14 protein-coding genes and 1 tRNA gene are annotated in these 17,252 nt (G+C 61.4%); 3 read left to right on the top strand and 12 right to left on the bottom strand.

What is annotated here, in order from left to right:
- Nucleotides 1-79: 79 nt before the first annotated feature.
- Nucleotides 80-1,123, bottom strand: a complete 1,044-nt coding sequence (gene xylF, locus ACX82Z_RS21545) for a D-xylose ABC transporter substrate-binding protein (RefSeq protein ID WP_459591126.1) — start codon at nt 1,121-1,123, stop codon at nt 80-82.
- Between the two features lie 147 nt (nt 1,124-1,270).
- On the opposite strand from xylF, the gene ACX82Z_RS21540 reads away from it, so the two are divergent.
- The gene (locus ACX82Z_RS21540) at nt 1,271-2,509 is read left to right on the top strand and encodes an ROK family transcriptional regulator (RefSeq protein WP_459591125.1); all 1,239 of its coding nucleotides are present in this window, start codon (nt 1,271-1,273) and stop codon (nt 2,507-2,509) included.
- A 23-nt stretch (nt 2,510-2,532) separates the two neighbouring features.
- Here ACX82Z_RS21540 and phoB read toward each other — a convergent pair whose 3' ends face one another.
- The 11 genes from phoB to ACX82Z_RS21485 form a co-directional block, all read right to left on the bottom strand.
- A complete protein-coding gene (gene phoB / locus ACX82Z_RS21535; RefSeq protein WP_459911938.1) occupies nt 2,533-3,219 on the bottom strand; it encodes a phosphate regulon transcriptional regulator PhoB in 687 nt (228 codons plus the stop codon).
- Nucleotides 3,219-3,926, bottom strand: coding sequence for a phosphate signaling complex protein PhoU (phoU, locus tag ACX82Z_RS21530; protein ID WP_459591124.1), 708 nt, complete (start codon nt 3,924-3,926; stop codon nt 3,219-3,221). Before phoU ends, phoB begins: the two co-directional genes overlap by 1 nt.
- 23 nt (nt 3,927-3,949) lie before the next feature.
- On the bottom strand, nt 3,950-4,762 hold the full coding sequence (gene pstB / locus ACX82Z_RS21525; RefSeq protein WP_459911937.1) for a phosphate ABC transporter ATP-binding protein PstB: 813 nt from the start codon (nt 4,760-4,762) through the stop codon (nt 3,950-3,952).
- A gap of 35 nt (nt 4,763-4,797) precedes the next feature.
- The gene (pstA, locus tag ACX82Z_RS21520) at nt 4,798-6,165 is read right to left on the bottom strand and encodes a phosphate ABC transporter permease PstA (RefSeq protein WP_459591123.1); all 1,368 of its coding nucleotides are present in this window, start codon (nt 6,163-6,165) and stop codon (nt 4,798-4,800) included.
- A gap of 2 nt (nt 6,166-6,167) precedes the next feature.
- Nucleotides 6,168-7,538 carry a phosphate ABC transporter permease subunit PstC gene (pstC, locus tag ACX82Z_RS21515; protein WP_459591122.1) on the bottom strand — a complete coding sequence of 457 codons (1,371 nt, stop codon included), beginning with the start codon at nt 7,536-7,538 and terminating at the stop codon, nt 6,168-6,170.
- A gap of 192 nt (nt 7,539-7,730) precedes the next feature.
- On the bottom strand, nt 7,731-8,768 hold the full coding sequence (locus ACX82Z_RS21510) for a substrate-binding domain-containing protein (protein ID WP_459591121.1): 1,038 nt from the start codon (nt 8,766-8,768) through the stop codon (nt 7,731-7,733).
- Nucleotides 8,769-8,926: 158 nt separating this feature from the next.
- Nucleotides 8,927-11,434, bottom strand: coding sequence for a response regulator (locus ACX82Z_RS21505; RefSeq protein ID WP_459911935.1), 2,508 nt, complete (start codon nt 11,432-11,434; stop codon nt 8,927-8,929).
- Between the two features lie 159 nt (nt 11,435-11,593).
- Nucleotides 11,594-13,804 (bottom strand): TonB-dependent hemoglobin/transferrin/lactoferrin family receptor, encoded by a 2,211-nt coding sequence (locus tag ACX82Z_RS21500; RefSeq protein WP_459591120.1) that lies wholly within the window; start codon nt 13,802-13,804, stop codon nt 11,594-11,596.
- Between the two features lie 232 nt (nt 13,805-14,036).
- Nucleotides 14,037-14,411: a SecDF P1 head subdomain-containing protein gene (locus ACX82Z_RS21495; RefSeq protein WP_459591119.1), complete on the bottom strand. Its 375-nt coding sequence runs from the start codon at nt 14,409-14,411 to the stop codon at nt 14,037-14,039.
- A 146-nt stretch (nt 14,412-14,557) separates the two neighbouring features.
- Nucleotides 14,558-14,632: transfer RNA gene (locus tag ACX82Z_RS21490), tRNA-Glu, on the bottom strand.
- Between the two features lie 77 nt (nt 14,633-14,709).
- Nucleotides 14,710-15,099: a fimbrial protein gene (locus ACX82Z_RS21485; RefSeq protein WP_459591118.1), complete on the bottom strand. Its 390-nt coding sequence runs from the start codon at nt 15,097-15,099 to the stop codon at nt 14,710-14,712.
- Between the two features lie 27 nt (nt 15,100-15,126).
- On the opposite strand from ACX82Z_RS21485, the gene ACX82Z_RS21480 reads away from it, so the two are divergent.
- Both ACX82Z_RS21480 and rpoH read left to right on the top strand, forming a co-directional pair.
- Nucleotides 15,127-16,167, top strand: coding sequence for an RluA family pseudouridine synthase (locus ACX82Z_RS21480; protein WP_459591117.1), 1,041 nt, complete (start codon nt 15,127-15,129; stop codon nt 16,165-16,167).
- Between the two features lie 171 nt (nt 16,168-16,338).
- Nucleotides 16,339-17,247, top strand: coding sequence for an RNA polymerase sigma factor RpoH (rpoH, locus tag ACX82Z_RS21475; RefSeq protein WP_459591116.1), 909 nt, complete (start codon nt 16,339-16,341; stop codon nt 17,245-17,247).
- Nucleotides 17,248-17,252: the final 5 nt, after the last annotated feature.

The following is a 17,252-nucleotide window of genomic DNA, read 5'->3' as shown; positions in this document are numbered from 1 at the left end:
GAACGCGCTCCGCATCGCAATTTATGGATACGCCGCGGCTTTCGTCAAACCGCGGCGCATTGCATCGCAAGTCCGGACCTTACTCGCAGGCCGCGACCGAGCCGGCCGAAACGCCCTGGCACACGACGTCCTTGGTTACCCAACCAGCATCGATGATGACATCGAGATTGTCCTGCGTGATGGCGACCGGCGTCAGGAACACGGCGTTCATCTGGGTGCCGTTCGGACCATCCGACCATTGCACGACGTTTTCGATGTCGGTCATCGCCGCGCCGCCGGCCAGTTCATTGGCGATTTCCGCCGCCGACTTGCCGAGGTCGCGCGAATCCTTCCAGATCGACACGGTCTGCGTGCCGAGCGCGATGCGGTTGAGCGCTGCATGATCCGCGTCCTGCCCGGAAACGGGAACCGAGCCGGCGAGGCCCTGTGCGTCGAGCGCGGCGATCGCCCCGCCAGCCGTTCCGTCATTGGAGGCGACGACGGCGGCAACCTCGTTGTTACTCTGCGTCAGGAACTGTTCCATGTTGCGCTGGGCGTTGGCCGGCAGCCAGCCATCCGTATAGGCTTCGCCCACATTGGTGATCGCGCCAGAATCGATGGCGTCCTTGAGAACCTCCATCTGCCCTTCGAAGAGGAAGTCCGCGTTCGGATCGGCGGACGAGCCCTTGATGAAAACGTAATTGCCTTCGGGCTGCACGTCGAATACGGCCTGCGCCTGCATGCGGCCGACTTCCTTATTGTCGAAGGTCAGGTAAAAGGCGTCCGGATTTTCGATCAGGCGGTCGTAGCCGACGACCGGAATGCCTTCGTCCACTGCGTTCTGAACGGCAGGCCCGATGGCGGAGGAATCCTGCGCAAGAATGATGAGCGCGTTCGCACCCTGGCTGATGAGCGACTCGACATCGGTGAGTTGCTTGGCGGCCGAGGATTGGGCATCGGCCGATATATATCGATTGCCGGCGGCTTCGATGGCTTCTCTCATCGCCGCTTCGTCTGTCTTCCAGCGCTCTTCCTGAAAGTTCGACCAGGAAACGCCGATGACAAGTCCTTCGGCTTTCGCTGCGGTTGCAAGCGTCATGGAAAGCGCGACACCCGCCAGAAGGGCGGTTGTGAAAGTCTTCATGATGTTCCTCCCTGCGCCGTGAACGGCGCCTCCTCAGTTGGGGAGGCTCTTTTTTTCGAGCCTCGAAAAAAAGAATGACTCACCATTTCCGACGTGTCAATATCCTTTGAAAGGTGCATCAAGACGCCTTCAGGAGGAATCGTTTCGATGACAATGGGCGTACGCCACGACGATCTGCGCAAGCGCAACCGCGCCCTTGTGATTGCAGCCGTTCGCCGGGACGGACAGCCTTCCCGCACCGAACTTGCGACCCGCACCGGGCTCAGCCATTCGACGATTTCCGCCATCGCCTCCGACCTGATCGCCGAAGGCGTTCTGCGGCAGGCAAAGGGCTCGGGCGGGGAACTGGTTCGGCGCGGGCGTCCGCAGGTCTCGCTGGAACTGGAACCTCGCGCGGGAACGGTGCTCGCGGTCGTTCTGCTTCTCAACACGCTTTCGGCGAGCGTGATCGACTATGCGGGCCGCACCGTGTGCGAGCGACATGAACGCCTGTCGACGCTGACGGCGTCCCGCGAGGAATTGATCGAGGCCGTATCCACGATCATCAAGGGCGTGCTTGGCGACGCCGCGCGCGATCCATCGGAAATCATGCGCATGACGATGGCCATTCAGGGCATCATCGATTCGGGCGGGCGGACGCTCTTGTGGACACCGATTACGCCGCATAGCGGCATCGCCTTCGCCGATTTCATCGAAACCAGGTTCGGCTTCCCCGTCACCGTGCAGAACGACTGCAACATGATCGCGCTTGCGCTGCGGGCCCGCGAGCCGGAACGGTATCGGGACAATTTCGTGACGATCCTCCTGTCGAACGGCATCGGCATGGGTCTTGTTCTGCGCGGCGAGCTTTTCACCGGCGCCTATTCGTCGGGCGGGGAATTCGGCCACATGGTCTACAAGCCGCACGGGGCCTTGTGCAGATGCGGCCGCCATGGCTGCGTCGAGGCTTATGCGGGAAACTATGCGATCCTTCGCGCATCGAAAGGCCAGGAGGACGAGTGCGAACCCGATGCGGATGTCGATCGCGAGACCATGTTGCAGCTTGCAGGCGAGGCACGGCAAAAAGACGGCCCGGCGCGCGAGGCCTTCATGCGGGCGGGCGAAGCGCTGGGATATGGGCTTGGGTCTCTCTTCGCGCTGATCGACCCTGCTCCCGTTGCGGTCGTGGGGCCGGGAACGCACGCTTTCGACATCATGGAACCGGCGATCCGCGAGGCGATCGCACAGACTGCTGGCGGCCAGCACGACGCGGTGATCTCGTTCGATCTGGAAGCCGACGAAATGCCGCTGATACGGGAGGGTTGCGCACGCAAGGCGCTTGAGGCCGTAGACAACGAGCTGTTCGCGCCGGGCTACGTCAACGCCATGCAGGAAACGGCAGGGTAGAGCAGCTTCCGGCCTGAAACAGGTCAGCTTTCGTTGATCGAATAGCCTGCGCCGCGGATCGTGCGGATCACGTCCGGCGCTCCGTTCGGATTGATCGCCTTGCGCAGGCGGCCGACATGAACGTCGACCGTTCGCTCGTCGATATAGTTCGTCTCACCCCAGACACTGTCGAGCAGATGCCCGCGCGAGAATACGCGGCCGGGATGCTGCATCAGGAATTCGAGCAGCCGGAATTCGGTCGGCCCCAGATGAACTTCATGCGGGCCGCGATAGGTGCGATGCGCTTCGCGGTCGAGCACGATGTCGCCGACCTTGAGCACACTTGAAAGCACTTCCGGCTTTGCCCGGCGCAAAAGCGCGCGCACGCGGGCGACGAATTCGGGCGTCGAGAACGGCTTGACCAGATAGTCGTCCGCGCCGGTCGAAAGCCCTCTCACCCGGTCGCTCTCTTCGCCGCGCGCCGTCAGCATGATGATCGGCAAGCGCTCCGTCTCGGGTCGCATCCGCAGCCGGCGGCAAAGTTCGATGCCGGAAACCGCCGGCACCATCCAGTCGAGAACGAGAAGATCGGGCACCGTTTCCTGAAGCCGGATTTCGGCGTCGTCCCCGCGCATGATCGTCTCGACCTGATAACCTTCGGCTTCGAGATTATAGCGGATAAGAACGCCCAGCGCCTCCTCGTCCTCCACCACCATGATCTTCGGTGCCATCATCGCGGATCACCCGAGATCGATGTCTCGTCGAGCTTGGGGCGATGGACCGGCAATTGCTTGCCGACCATCATGTAATAGGCGTTTTCGGCGATATTCGTCGCGTGGTCGCCGATGCGCTCCAGATTCTTGGCGCAGAACAGAAGATGCGTGCAGGGCGTGATGTTGCGCGGGTCTTCCATCATGTAGGTCAGAAGTTCGCGAAAGACGGCCGTGTAATGAACGTCGATATGCTCGTCGTCCGCCCGCAGATCGACAAGCACGTCGGCGTTGCGCCCGACATAGTTTTCAATGACGCCAGCCAGTTGCGCGCGCACCAGCCCGGCCATCGTATCGATGGAATGGGACAACTTGCGCTGCATGACGCCCGAACCGACCGCGTTGACGCGCTTTGCGATGTTCTTCGCAAGATCGCCGATACGCTCGAGATCGCTCGCCATGCGGATAGCGGCGACCACAGCACGCAGATCCTGCGCCATCGGCTGACGCTTGGCGATCAGCGTGATGGCCCGTTCGTCGATCTGGCGCTGTCGGTCGTCCATCGACATATCGTCGGATATGACGCGCTGGGCGAGCGCGACATCGTTGTCGAGCAGCGATTTCGTCGCCGCAGACACCATGCTTTGCGCCAGATCGCCCATTTCGCGGATCAGCCGGTCGATCTCGCCGAGTTCCTCGTCGAAGGAGGCTACGATATGTCCACCCATGGTCCTGCCCTCTCCCCGTCCGGTCAGCCGAAGCGGCCGGTGACGTAGTCCTGCGTGCGCTTGTCGTTCGGCGCGGTGAAGATCGCTTCCGTCGGCCCTTCCTCGACGAGCAGGCCCAGATGGAAGAACGCCGTGCGCTGCGACACGCGAGCCGCCTGCTGCATCGAGTGCGTCACGATCGCGATCGTGTAATTGGCGCGCAACTCGTCGATCAGTTCCTCGATCTTGGCGGTCGCGATCGGATCGAGCGCGGAGCACGGCTCGTCCATCAGGATCACTTCCGGCGAGACCGCGATGGCGCGCGCGATGCACAGGCGCTGCTGCTGGCCGCCCGAAAGTCCCGTGCCCGGCTCGTGCAGACGGTCCTTCACCTCCTCGAAGAGGCTCGCCTTCTTCAGGCTGGTGACGACGATTTCTTCCAGTTCGCTTTTGTTGGAAGCAAGGCCGTGGATTTTTGGACCGTACGCGACATTCTCGAAGATCGACTTCGGGAACGGGTTCGGTTTCTGGAACACCATGCCGACGCGGGCGCGCAGTTCCACCACGTCGATCTTCGGATCGTAGACGTCCTGCCCGTCGAGCTTGATGTCGCCTTCGACGCGACAACCCTCGATCGTGTCGTTCATGCGGTTGAGGCAGCGAAGGAAGGTCGACTTGCCGCAACCCGAAGGACCGATGAACGCGATGACGGAGCGGTCGGGCACGTTGACTGAGACGTCGAACAGCGCCTGCTTCTGTCCGTAGAAGACATTGACGTTCTGCGCCGTCACGCGCGCTTTTGCAGCTTTCTGGTTCCTGGAAGCGTTGGCGGCGTCGACGATGGCACCGGAAGACATGTTCATGTCGGTGTTCTCCGATTTGGCGATGTTGGTCATTTGCGGCGCTCCAGTCGGCTGCGAAGGAAGATGGCGATCGCATTCAGGCTGATCATGAGCGCCAGAAGCACGATAATTGCGGCCGATGTGCGCGCCTCGAAGAAATTGCGGTTCTCGTTACCCTGCCAAAGATAGATCTGGACCGGCAGGGCGGTGGACTGGTCGAAAGGCGAACCGGGGATGGAGGCGACGAAAGCGTTCATGCCGATGAGAAGCAGCGGTGCGGTCTCTCCCAGCGCCTGCGCCACACCGATGATCGTGGCGGTCAGGATGCCCGGATAGGTAACGGGCAGAACGTGGTGGAAGACGGTCTGCGTCTTCGACGCGCCGAGACCGAGCGCGGCCTGCCTCAGCGACGGCGGCACGGCGCGCAACGCCGAGCGTGTCGCGATGATGATGGTGGGCAGCGTCATCAGCGTCAAAACGAGACCGCCGACGATGGGTGCGGAAAGCGGCAGGCGGAAATAATTGATGAAGACCGCCGCGCCCAGAAGGCCGAACACGATGGATGGCACCGCCGCCAGATTGTTGATGTTGACCTCGATGACGTCGGTCAGGCGGTTCTTCGGGGCGAACTCTTCCAGATAGATCGCGCTGGCGACGCCGATCGGCACGGCGAGCACGATCACCACCAGCATCATGTAGAGCGAACCCATGAACGCGCCGGCAAGACCGGCGCTGGCCGGTGCCGAACGCGAATCCGTATTGGTGAAGATGTGCCAGGCGAACGCCATGCGGATATGGCCATCGGCGTAAAGCTCGTCGGCGAGCGCGCGCGCGTCGGCCGGCAATTGCTGGCGAGCGTCCGGCAGATCGCGGTCGATATTGCCCTTAAGCCAGTTGTCGGCGTTGGCCGAGGCGAGCAGTTGCATGTCGACGGTTCGGCCGAGCAATGTCGGGTTGGCCATGAACGCGTCGCGCAGCTTGAAGCGCTCGGCGCTGTCGATCAGCGATTGCAGGTCGCGCGCGCTGATTTCGGAATCCGGCACGAGGCTGCGCACGGCTTCCTCGACGACACGGTTCCAGTTGAGAAGCGTCACGTCACGCTGCCAGCGAAGGTCTGCCGCCCGCAGGTCGGCAAGCGACTGCCCCTGCTCGCGCGCGGGCCTCGGGCCGACATCGATCAGTTCCTCGGAAAAGGTGACCGGCACCGTGAAAGTCGCCTGCTGAAACGCCGGCAGGCCCTTCGAAAGGATCATCACGAACAGGACGGCGACGAAGGTCAGTGCCGCAGCAATGGCAAGAATGCCGTAGAAGCGGAAACGCTTTTCGCGGGCGTGGCGCTTTCCAAGACCCTCTCGGATGCGCTTGAGCCGGGCTGCTGAACCGTCCATCGGGGAGGTGTTCTGGCTGAGATCGGTCATGGCTATTCGTACTGCTCCCGGAAGCGGCGGACGATGTAGAGGGCGGCCATGTTGAGGAACAGGGTCATCACGAAAAGGGTGAGACCCAGCGCGAAGGCGACGAGCGACTGCGGAGAGGCGAAATCCTGATCGCCTGTCAACTGGTTGACGATGGTGACCGTAACGGTGGAAATCGGCTCGCCCGGATTGGCACGCAGGAACGGGCTGTTACCGGCCGCAAGAACGACGATCATCGTTTCGCCGATAGCCCGGCTGACGGCGAGAAGGAACGCGCCGACGATGCCGGGAAGCGCTGCGGGCAGCACTACGCGCTTGATCGTTTCGGACTTGGTCGCGCCGAGCCCGACCGAGCCGTCGATCATCGCACGCGGCACCTGCCGCAGGATGTCATCGGAGAGCGAGGAGATGAAGGGGATGATCATGATCCCCATGACGATGCCGGCTGTCAGCGCGGAGGTGGCGCGAATATCGACGCCGATCGATGCGCCGAAAGACGCGAGGGCGGGACCAACCGTGACGAGCGCGAAAAAACCGTAGACGATAGTGGGAATGCCGGCGAGGATTTCGATCATCGGCTTGACGAAGGAACGCACGCGCGGCTTTGCGTATTGCGACAGGTAGATCGCCGTCATCAGGCCGATTGGCAGCGCCACGAACATGGCGATGCCGGCGACCATGATCGTGCCCCACAGGAGCGGCAAAATGCCATACTGACCGCTGCCCGCACCCGTCGTGGAAAAGCGTGGGTTCCAGACGGTGCCGAAGAAGAAGTCGATCGGGCTGACGAAGGTGAAGAAGCGCGCCGCCTCGAAAACCAGCGACAGGACGATGCCGAGCGTCGTCAGGATCGCGACGCCGGAGCAGGCCAAAAGCAGATAGGAAACCAGCCGCTCGACCTCGTTTCGAGCCCGAAGCCGGGTCGCTATACGTCGACGGGCGAAATAGAGCGATACGCCCGCAAAGGCGGCCGCGGCAGCCAGTACAGTCGCGGACGCGATCAGCTGGAAGCGACGCAGAGCCTCGCCAGCTGCTGCCTCAAAAGGCTGGACCTCGCCCGCCACACCGAAGCCTGAGGCGATGGCGTAGACGCGCTGGATCGTCGTCTGCAGCGCCCCGCCGCCCTGATCGACGAGCTCGGCCGGCAGGTTTGCGAGGATGAAGGCACGGGAGGCGGAGGTGCCGAAAAGTGCCCACAGCCCCAGGATGAGAAGGGCCGGTGCGATCGTCCATATGGCGACCAGCGAACCGTGATAGGCGGGGCGGGAGTGCAGGCGGCCTTCGGGCGTCGCCAGCCTGCGGCTCAATGACCAACCCTGCTGGTAGGCAAGGCTGAGGACGGCCAGAAGAAGAAGCGCCACCATCCAGCTATTCATGTCGAAGTCTCCGCTTGATCCGCGAATTCCCTTGGAGCGCCGTGCGTCTTTTCAGACGCACAAAGGACGCTCTAACATTTTAATTGAGCATCGGATTGCTCCGAAAACCGGATTCCACTTTTCGGTCCGATGCTCAAGCAGCAGAAGGCCCGATCGACGACGGGCCTTCTGCCTTGTCCCAAGCCCTTCGGCTTAGAGCTGGTCGGCGGTGATCGCCTCACGGGCGTCGAAGTTCGCCTGAACTTCAGCCGTTTCCTCGGCCGGAGCCGGGATCAGGCCGGCAGCCTCGAGCGCACCGCCTTCGCCGGCCATCTGGTCGGACAGGAAGAACGCGACATACTCTTCAAGACCCGGAACGACGCCGATGTGCTCGCCCTTGACGTAGAAGAAGAGCGGACGCGAAACCGGGTATTCACCGGCAGCGATGGTTTCAAGCGAAGGCTCGACGCCGGAGATCGTGGCGACCTTCAGCGTGTCGCGGTTCTGGTCGTAGAAGGACAGGCCGAACACGCCCATCGTATCCGCGTTCGACTGAAGGCGCGCAAGCGTCTCCGTATAGTCGCCGGCGATTTCGATCACGACGTCCTGGCGCAGCGTGGTGCAGGCCGCTTCCATCGCTTCGTCTTCCATTTCCGGCAGGCCGGCTTCTTCGCAGCCTGCGGTCAGAACGCGCTCTTCGAAGACTTCGCGGGTGCCGTGGTTGGAAGCCGGGATAGCCATGGAGATCGGCTGGTTCGGCAGCGACTCGTCAACCTCGTTCCAGGTCGTGTACGGGTTGGCGACCATTTCGCCATCGACCGGAACCTGAGCGGCGATCGCCTTGAAGATGTGAACCGGCTCAAGAGCGAAGTCTTCCTTGTCGGCTGAAACGGCGAAGACAATGCCGTCATAGCCGATCTGGACTTCGAGAACTTCGTTCACGCCGGCTGCGTTGCAAGCTTCGACTTCGCCGGCGCGGATGCGACGCGAAGAATTGGCGATGTCGATCGTGTTGTCGCCCGTACCCTGGCAGAACTGGCGAAGACCACCGCCCGAACCGCCCGAGCCAACGACTGGCGTGTTGAATTCGGGGAATGCGTTGCCGAATTCCTCGGCGACGATCGAAGCGAACGGAAGGACCGTCGACGAACCGGCGATCTGGATGGTGTCACGCGACTGTGCAGTCGCGGCGCCGGCCGAAGCGGCGATGGCGAGCGCAGCGGCGGATGCTGCGAAAAGGAACTTGTTCATGGAGCCTACCCCTGTTCAGAAATCTCTTCTGCTGCCGCCGTGTCGGCGACGTGAGTGGCAATACCGGCCCTATGTAACAGTTAAATGACAGTTCGATGTCAGTCTCGCGAACACGCGTCCAACTACGAAAAGAACGTGAATTTTACGCGCACAAATCCTTATTCGGCTTCCATGTTGCGGGACGCTGCCTCATCGCCCAGCCACGCTTCGATCTTTTCGGCGAGCATCCTCGGACTGATCGGCTTTGCCAGATAATCGTCCATCCCTGCTTCAAGGCACCGATCGCGATCGCCCTTGAGCGCGTGCGCCGTCACGCCGATGATGGGCACCGACACCTCGCCGGTATCCATTTCGCGGATCCGGCGGGTGGTTTCGAGGCCGTCCATGACGGGCATGGAGACGTCCATCACGATCAGCCTCGCCCCGCTTTGCTTGTAGCGTTCGAGCGCCAGCTTGCCATTCTCGACGATCTCGAATGTCAGCCCGATCTCCTCAAGTATCTGACGAAAGACGAGCTGATTGACCTCGTTGTCCTCGGCAACGAGCACGTCGATACCAAGCTTCTGCGTCTCAGGCTCCGGCGTTTCAGCGCAAGATTTTACCTGTTTTGCGGGTCTCGCCGATCGCAGCGGCACGACGACGCCCGCAGTCTCCGCACGGTGGCGCTGGATCGTATCGACCAACGTTTTCAAAAGAACCGCCGAGCGCGCCGGCTTGATGAGTTGCGCCTCGATACCCAGTTCGCGACCGGGTGCACCCGTTACCGCCTGGTCGACCGAACTCAAAAGCAGGATCGGCGTCTTTGCTATATCCCCATCCTGCCGGATGATGCGCGCGGCATCGACGCCCGTCATTTCGGGCATCTGGTAGTCCAGGATGACGCAATCGACCGTTATGCCCCGGCGCGCTGCTTCCTTGAGGACTGAAATGCCTTCCATTGCGTTTTCGGCTGCGCAGGCGTCGAACTGCCATCCCTGCATCTGTTCGAGCAGGATTTCCCGGTTGATCGGGTTGTCATCGATGACGAGGACGCGCGCCCCGCGCACGTCAAGAGCCGGCGAGCGTTGCGCGACCTGTTCGTCCGCATGGGCCAGGTCGATGGAGAACCAGAAGCGCGACCCCTTGTCGATTTCGCTTTCGACCTCGATCCGCCCGCCCATCAGGCCGACGAGCCGCGACGATATCGCAAGCCCGAGGCCGGTTCCTTCATGCCTGCGGGTGGAGGACGCGTCGACCTGGCTGAATTTCTCGAAGACGAGCGCGAGTTTGTCAGCGGGGATGCCCATGCCGGTATCCGTCACCGAAATAGTGAGGCGCGTTTCCTTCTCATAAACGACGCCATCGACGTCGACGAGGACATGACCCGCCTCCGTGAACTTGACGGCGTTGCCCATGAGATTGGTGATGATCTGCCGGATGCGCCCACCATCGCCGATGAAGCGGCGCTTCAGCCCGGGAGCGAACCGGACGATCATCTCCAGATCCTTTTCCTTGGCGCGCGTTGAGACGAGCGTGGCCACGTCCTCGATCGCTTCGGCCAGATCGAACGGCGCCGGGTCGAGCACGAGTTGACCCGCATCGATCTTGGAGAAGTCCAGAATGTCGTTAATGATCGTCAAAAGCGCATTGCCGGATTTGACGATGATGTCGGCAAAGGTTTTTTGCTTGGCGTCGAGATCGGTCTTCCACAGAAGCTCCGCCATGCCGAGCACGCCGTTCATGGGCGTGCGGATTTCATGGCTCATATTGGCCAGAAATTCGGATTTCGCCCGGTCGGCGAGTTCGGCCCTTCGCTGCGCCTCGACCATCTCGGCTTCGCGCCGCTTCATGACGGTGATGTCGAAATAGGAGACGAGCCGCTTGCCGTCCGAGAGCGGCGTCACCGAATAGATCATCGTGCAGCCGTCGGCGCGCGTGAATTCGCGCGGCGGCACGTCACCGGAAGCAATCGTTCCGAGCCTTTCGGACACGTAGGTTTCCCAATCGGCGTCGCCGATATCGTAGATACCCTTGCGCCGGCTCACTTCCATCATTTCGCGGGCATGGGTTCCCACCGGAATATCGCTCGGGTCGAGCCGCCAGATGCGATAATACGCCTCGTTGATGATCTCGGTGTTGAGGTCGCGATCGAGCACGACCACGCCGAGATCCATCGTGTCGAGCGTACGCTTCAGGTCGTCGTAGAGCCCTTTTGCACGGTCGCGCGTCACGGCCAGTTCACGCTCGCGGGCCCTCGCTTCGGTCACGTCGGTGCAGATGATAAGCGTGCCGGCCCCGTCGATATGGATTTCGCGGTGGATGACATGCCGCCCGTCCCTGAACGCAAGCGGCATCTCGAAGCTGGGACCATGGCTCCGGTCGAGAATCTTGCGCTTCAGCCGGGCCGGATCGAGATCACCGGTCTCCCAGACGTCATGCCCGATAAGCACATCGACGAGATCGCTGAAAAAAGCGCCTGGCCGGATCAGTTCGGCGACGGGTTCGTACATCGCCACCATGGCACCATTGAAATCGACGACCCGCCCCTCCGGATCACAATAGCAATATGCGTCGGTGACATGCGTCTGTCCGACTAACCGCCGCGCCGAGACTTGACCGCGATCCGACAATCCGCTGTCAAAAATTTCCGTATCCCGCCCGACGGCATCCGCCGGAAGTACATTCATTTCCAAGATCAAGTCCCCCGCGACCCGATGGATGCGGGGACATTGCCCGATGTGTACTTAACGAGGCCCTAAAAAAGTAAACATGTGTTGTAATTTGTCAGATAGCCCGGCAGTTGGGTTGACTGCCGGGCTATCAAGCGCACGCCTTAAGTCGGGAGGTCAGAATTCCTTGGCGAGCGATACCTTGAAGAAGCGTCCCGGCTCGGAGAAATAAGCCTGGTTGACAGACGTGATGCCCGTCGTCGAGCGCAGGTTGATGGCGTCGTAATATTCCTTGTCGAAAAGGTTGTAGACGCCGCCGCGTATGGTGAAACCTTCCAGCTTTTCGGGCTTCCACCAGGCGGTCACGTCGACGATGCCGTAGCCGGGCGCCTTGTAGGTGGCGTCGGAATTATCGGAAACGCCGCTGACACCGATGAAGGTCAGGTCCGTGCCCCACGTCTCGGCCGAATAGCCGACGGTTGCGACGCCCTTGAACGGTGCGACCGAGCCGAGATATTCGCCGGTCTCCAGATTTTCGCCCCGTGCGAAGGCAATGGAGCCGAGCACGTGGAATCCGTTGTCGAACCTCTTGTGGATCGCCGCTTCGACGCCGGAGATGCGGACCCGATCAAGGTTCTGATATTCCGTGATACCGAACGGATAGGTCGGATCGAATCCCGGGACGGCGACGGCCTCGATGAAATTTTTGTATCGATTGTGGAAAAGGCTCGCCCGTGCACCGAAATCCTCGTCGCCGAAGCGAACACCGACCTCGATGCCCTGGCTGGTTTCCGATTCCAGTTCGTCATTGCCGCGTCGCAGATAGGTGCCCGGTCCGCCGAAGGTTGAATAGAGCTCGCCAGATGTCGGCGCACGGAAGCCCATAGCCCACTGGCCGTAAAGCTCGATGGTGTCCGATGGACGATAAGCCAGACCGAGTTTCGGAGAAAAGGCCGAATCGCTGAAAGCGTCCGGCAGTTCCGGCCGGGCAGGATTGTTCAGGAACGCGTCGGTCGCCTGCGGATCACGATCGACCCAGTCGAACCGGGCGCCGGGGGTCAGGAAGAAGCCGCTATTGCCGAAACCGATCTCGTCATCGAGGAATACGCCGAACTTGCGCCCTTCGACTTTGGGTTCGTCGGCCTGATTGGTGTGCAGGAAGTTGCAGTCGAATGTATAGGCGACGGAACAATTGTCGAAGCCTGACGAATACTGCTCGGACGTGGAGCCCGAAATGTCGAGGCCCATCGTCAGGCGGTGCGAAAGACTACCAGAAACGATGGTCTTCTCGCCCGAGCCGATGAATCCAATCGTCGTTTCGTCATAGGTGTTCAAACGCCCGATCGGACCGACGACCGTGTTCGACCGGTATCCATCATATCCGGTACCACGCTGCTGATCGATCCAGTAGAGCGAGGCGGCCGCGAAATCGACGAAACCGCCACCGTCATAGCGATAGTCGAGCGAAACCCGGTCTCGTGCGCCCGTTTCCAGCGTTGTATAGTCGCCAGGACGATAATTTCCCATCAACGACTGGCTCGTACGAGCGTCGGTGTCGCGATCCCGGCGGAAGGTTTCTGCCGTCAGGCCTATCGTGTGGCCGCCTTCCAGATCATGGCGCAACTTGAACAGCAAATTGTGCTGATCGTAATCGGACGGGTTCGGCAATGTACGGGTCGCCGTTCCATAGCTGTCGACCGATCCCATGTTTTCGCGCTCGTGGCCGCGCTTGTAGGCACCCTGCAACAGGACAGACGTATTGCCCGAGCGAGCCGCGACCGCCGCGTTCGGGGTGAAACTGTCGTCCGAACCGTCATAGGTGAGGCCCGTGATCGCGCCCCAGCTGCGCCCTTCGCGGATAAGATCATCGGGCTCGAGCGTGCGCAGGCCAAGAACGCCGCCAAGCGCGCCACCACCTGCACGGCTCGAATCCGAGCCACGCACGATGTCGACACCTGCGAGCGACGAAAATTCGAAAAGATCGATACCGCCCGATGCACCGCGCGTCGTGTCGTTGAGATACGGAACCGGAATGCCATCGATAGTGGTCAGAACGCGCGGTCCTTCCAGACCGCGAATGTTCACCGCTCCGGTCGTGCGGTTGAAATTGACGCCCGGCTCGAGGCTGCGGCCGAGATCTTCGATCGACGTGATCTGTCGATCCGCGATTTCCTCGCGCGTTGCGGTCGAGGCAAGCGGTGTATCGGCGGCGGCGCCCGGAACGGTCTCGGTCTGCCCGCCGCGAACGATGATCTCGCGCAAGATGGAGTAGCCCTCGGCCGTCTCATCGGCTTCGGTTGGCGTTTGCGCCCAGGCCGACGAGACCACGGCCGGCGTGAAAATGGTGGACCAAGCAAGAAGAACGGCAAGTCTGCGACGCGACGCCATGGCACTCTCTCAAAATATGTTTCGAGGATTGGCTGCCGGCGAATTCGCGGTGGCTACATGGCGACATGACCTGTCTGATCGGTCTTACGCCCTGAGATGGCCATAATTTAACAGGAGTAAAACAGTCAAGTTAAAAAGTGTCGCAATTCGCGAGCTTGAGAGACAGTGTCGCCGCAAAAGCACGTTGTGATGCGATTTTCCTGAGATGGAAGCTACAGGCGGATGCCGGGCATCAGTCCCGCGACTCGACCGAGATCGGCACATCGCCGCGCGCAAGGTTCACGCCCAGCTCGGTCGCCTCCTCCGCCGTAAAACTTCCGCTGATCTGCAGCTCGCCGCCGGTAATCGGCTCATTGATTGTCGGCGAAACCATGATTTCATCTCCGACGTAAAAGTCCGCTATTTTCCCAACGCTCGCCGCGGTGAAGTCTGCGAAAGCCTGCCTGCTTTCTTCATCCAGAGTGATAGAGATTATGGGCTGGGTCGTTTGGGGATCGAACGCCTGCTGGGCGTTTGCCACGGTCAGCTCCAGCCGCTCGGCAAAGGCAGGCGATAAAGCGATGGCGGTGAACGCAAGTGCGGCGAGAACGCGACGATGAAGCATCATTGGTCTTTCCTGTTGATGGGATCAACGAACTTAATGCGCATCAACGGCAAGTCACGCCCAAGCCCCATTTCGCACGGCAAAACTCACCTTGCGCGCGAAAGCGCGGCGTTACAAAGCGCAACGAAATCAACTGCTTGAAAATTGAGTGGTACTCCCAAGGGGAATCGAACCCCTGTTTCCGCCGTGAGAGGGCGGCGTCCTGACCGCTAGACGATGGGAGCAGCAGGTCGGCATATAGCGGCGATCGAGGTGGAACGCAACTGTCGTTCGGGACCTTTTCGCGCGATAAAGATGGCGTTTATTCTGCGACGATTGCGAACCGGGCGATGATGCGCGCAGCATCGATATCGTAGACGACGATCTCGCGGTTCCCCGCCGTTTCAGCCAGCATCGTCAGGCGCGAGCCAGCGAGCGACTGCGACAGTATCTGCGCATCCGCCGGCAGAGCGATTTCGCCTCTGATGAGGGTGCCCTCCGGCGGTATGGCCAGCCCCGGCCCTGCTGATGCCGTGTCCGGTTCGTTCGTCGAGACGGAGCGGTAGACAAGCGCGCCCACCACCGCCATAAGGGCGAGGAACAGGATGCCCAGATTGATGACGACGAAGCGCATCAGCTTGGCGCGCACCTTTTCGACGGCCGGATCGAGAGGTTCGTCCTGGTCCGGTTGCTGCGCCGCGCGCTCAGTCATAGTCAAAATCCATTGGTCGTTGCCGAAATGAGCGCCCCTGATAGCGAAGCCGTCGCCGGTTTGAAAGTCTTCCATGCCGGGGACGATGCCGCAGGCATGCGGCTCGACCAGTGGCTGGCGGCGCAAACCAGCCCCGATCTGTCCCGCAGCCGCATTCAGGCGCTTATCCGCGCCGGCGAAGTGCGTGTGGACGGCACGGCCGTCACGGAACCGAAGGCGAAGCTTGTAGCCGGTGCAACGGTCGAGATCGGCATGCCGGAACCGGAGCCGGCCGAACCGCAGGCCGAAGCCATCGATCTCGCGGTTCTATACGAAGACGACGATTTGATCGTCATCGACAAGCCTGCCGGCCTCGTCGTCCATCCCGGTGCCGGCAACTGGACCGGAACGCTCGTCAATGCGCTGATCCATCATTGCGGCGCCTCGTTGTCCGGCATCGGCGGCGTCAGGCGGCCCGGCATCGTCCACCGCCTCGACAAGGACACGAGCGGCGTTCTCGTCGTCGCCAAGAACGATTTTTCCCATCGCGCTCTGTCGGACGCCTTCGCGGACCACGGACGCACGGGCGACCTCGAACGCGCTTATCACGCTATCGTCTGGGGAGCGCCGCCGCGTCCCGCCGGTACGATCGAGGCGGCGCTTGGACGGTCGGGATCGGACCGGACGAAACGCGCGGTGGTTTCCGAGGGTCGAGGCGATGCCCGGCATGCCGTTACGCACTACGAAACGCTGGAAAAATACGGCGCACGCTCAGACGCAACGGCCACCGCCTCGCTCGTGGAATGCCGGCTGGAAACCGGACGTACGCACCAGATCCGTGTCCATATGGCGCATATCGGCCATCCGCTCGTCGGCGACCAGACCTATGGTCGTGCGTTTTTAACGAAGGCCAACAAACTGCCTGACGACGTGCGCCCGGTCGTTGCCGGGTTTTCACGTCAGGCTTTGCATGCGCGCTTGCTGCAGTTCCGACATCCCCGGAACGAGGAACTGTTACGTTTCGAAGCGCCCTATCCAGCCGACTTCACGGAACTGTTAACGGCGTTCGCTCGTTTGCCTCTGGAATGACGAAATCCTGAGTGAGAATGTTCACTTAAGAGAGACGCTATGTTTCTCGGCGAAATGCTCCGTGCAATTCGTCGTTTCGATCCCTATATTGACCGATATGGCGCAAAAGCTCGATGCCGAGCGCCTCCGTCCGCCGAAATCGGGGACGGGCTATGAGAGAGAGGGTGCTATATGGCCCAGACACTACCAAGCATTGCCACCGGAGAAGGCGGGCTTTCCCGCTATCTTGAGGAAATTCGGCGCTTTCCGATGCTTCAGCCGCAGGAAGAGTACATGCTCGCCAAGCGGTACCTCGAGCATGAAGACACGCAGGCTGCCCACAAGCTCGTCACAAGCCATCTGCGTCTCGTCGCAAAAATCGCGATGGGCTATCGCGGCTATGGCCTGCCGATCGGCGAGGTCATTTCGGAGGGCAATGTCGGCCTGATGCAGGCCGTCAAGAAATTCGAGCCCGAGCGCGGCTTCCGCCTCGCGACCTATGCGATGTGGTGGATCAAGGCCTCGATCCAGGAATACATCCTGCGTTCGTGGAGCCTGGTGAAGATGGGCACCACCGCCAACCAGAAGCGCCTGTTCTTCAATTTGCGCAAGGTGAAAGGCAAGATTCAGGCACTGGACGACGGCGACCTGAAGCCCGAGCACATCACCGAGATCGCCACGCGCCTCAACGTGTCGGAAGAAGAAGTCGTTTCGATGAACCGCCGCCTGTCGGGCGACGCGTCGCTCAACGCGCCGATCCGTGCGACGGAAGGCGAGTCTGGCGAATGGCAGGACTGGCTGGTCGACGATCAGGAAAGCCAGGAGGACATGCTCGTCCAGCAGGACGAACTGGAAAGCCGCCGCGCGCTTCTTGGCGATGCGATGGGTGTCCTCAACGATCGCGAGCGCCGCATCTTCGAGGCACGCCGCCTGTCGGAAGACCCGATGACGCTCGAGGAGCTTTCCGGCGAGTTCGACATCAGCCGCGAGCGCGTGCGCCAGATCGAGGTGCGGGCATTCGAAAAGGTTCAGGATGCGGTGAAGGCCGGGGCACGCCGTCAGGCACAGTCCCTGCGCACGATCGAAGCCGACGCTCGCTAGTATCT

Source organism: Aliihoeflea sp. PC F10.4 (assembly GCF_054612275.1).
Note: the sequence above shows the minus strand (reverse complement) of the source record. Positions and strands in the feature narration are given on the sequence as shown.

Bases quoted from the DNA above. Each gene is read 5' to 3' on its own strand.
- xylF (WP_459591126.1), bottom strand. From the start codon at position 1,123: ATGAAGACTTTCACAACCGCCCTTCTGGCGGGTGTCGCGCTTTCCATG.
- ACX82Z_RS21540 (WP_459591125.1), top strand. From the start codon at position 1,271: ATGACAATGGGCGTACGCCACGACGATCTGCGCAAGCGCAACCGCGCC.
- phoB (WP_459911938.1), bottom strand. From the start codon at position 3,219: ATGGCACCGAAGATCATGGTGGTGGAGGACGAGGAGGCGCTGGGCGTT.
- phoU (WP_459591124.1), bottom strand. From the start codon at position 3,926: ATGGGTGGACATATCGTAGCCTCCTTCGACGAGGAACTCGGCGAGATC.
- pstB (WP_459911937.1), bottom strand. From the start codon at position 4,762: ATGTCTTCCGGTGCCATCGTCGACGCCGCCAACGCTTCCAGGAACCAG.
- pstA (WP_459591123.1), bottom strand. From the start codon at position 6,165: ATGACCGATCTCAGCCAGAACACCTCCCCGATGGACGGTTCAGCAGCC.
- pstC (WP_459591122.1), bottom strand. From the start codon at position 7,538: ATGAATAGCTGGATGGTGGCGCTTCTTCTTCTGGCCGTCCTCAGCCTT.
- ACX82Z_RS21510 (WP_459591121.1), bottom strand. From the start codon at position 8,768: ATGAACAAGTTCCTTTTCGCAGCATCCGCCGCTGCGCTCGCCATCGCC.
- ACX82Z_RS21505 (WP_459911935.1), bottom strand. From the start codon at position 11,434: ATGAATGTACTTCCGGCGGATGCCGTCGGGCGGGATACGGAAATTTTT.
- ACX82Z_RS21500 (WP_459591120.1), bottom strand. From the start codon at position 13,804: ATGGCGTCGCGTCGCAGACTTGCCGTTCTTCTTGCTTGGTCCACCATT.
- ACX82Z_RS21495 (WP_459591119.1), bottom strand. From the start codon at position 14,411: ATGATGCTTCATCGTCGCGTTCTCGCCGCACTTGCGTTCACCGCCATC.
- ACX82Z_RS21485 (WP_459591118.1), bottom strand. From the start codon at position 15,099: ATGACTGAGCGCGCGGCGCAGCAACCGGACCAGGACGAACCTCTCGAT.
- ACX82Z_RS21480 (WP_459591117.1), top strand. From the start codon at position 15,127: ATGAGCGCCCCTGATAGCGAAGCCGTCGCCGGTTTGAAAGTCTTCCAT.
- rpoH (WP_459591116.1), top strand. From the start codon at position 16,339: ATGGCCCAGACACTACCAAGCATTGCCACCGGAGAAGGCGGGCTTTCC.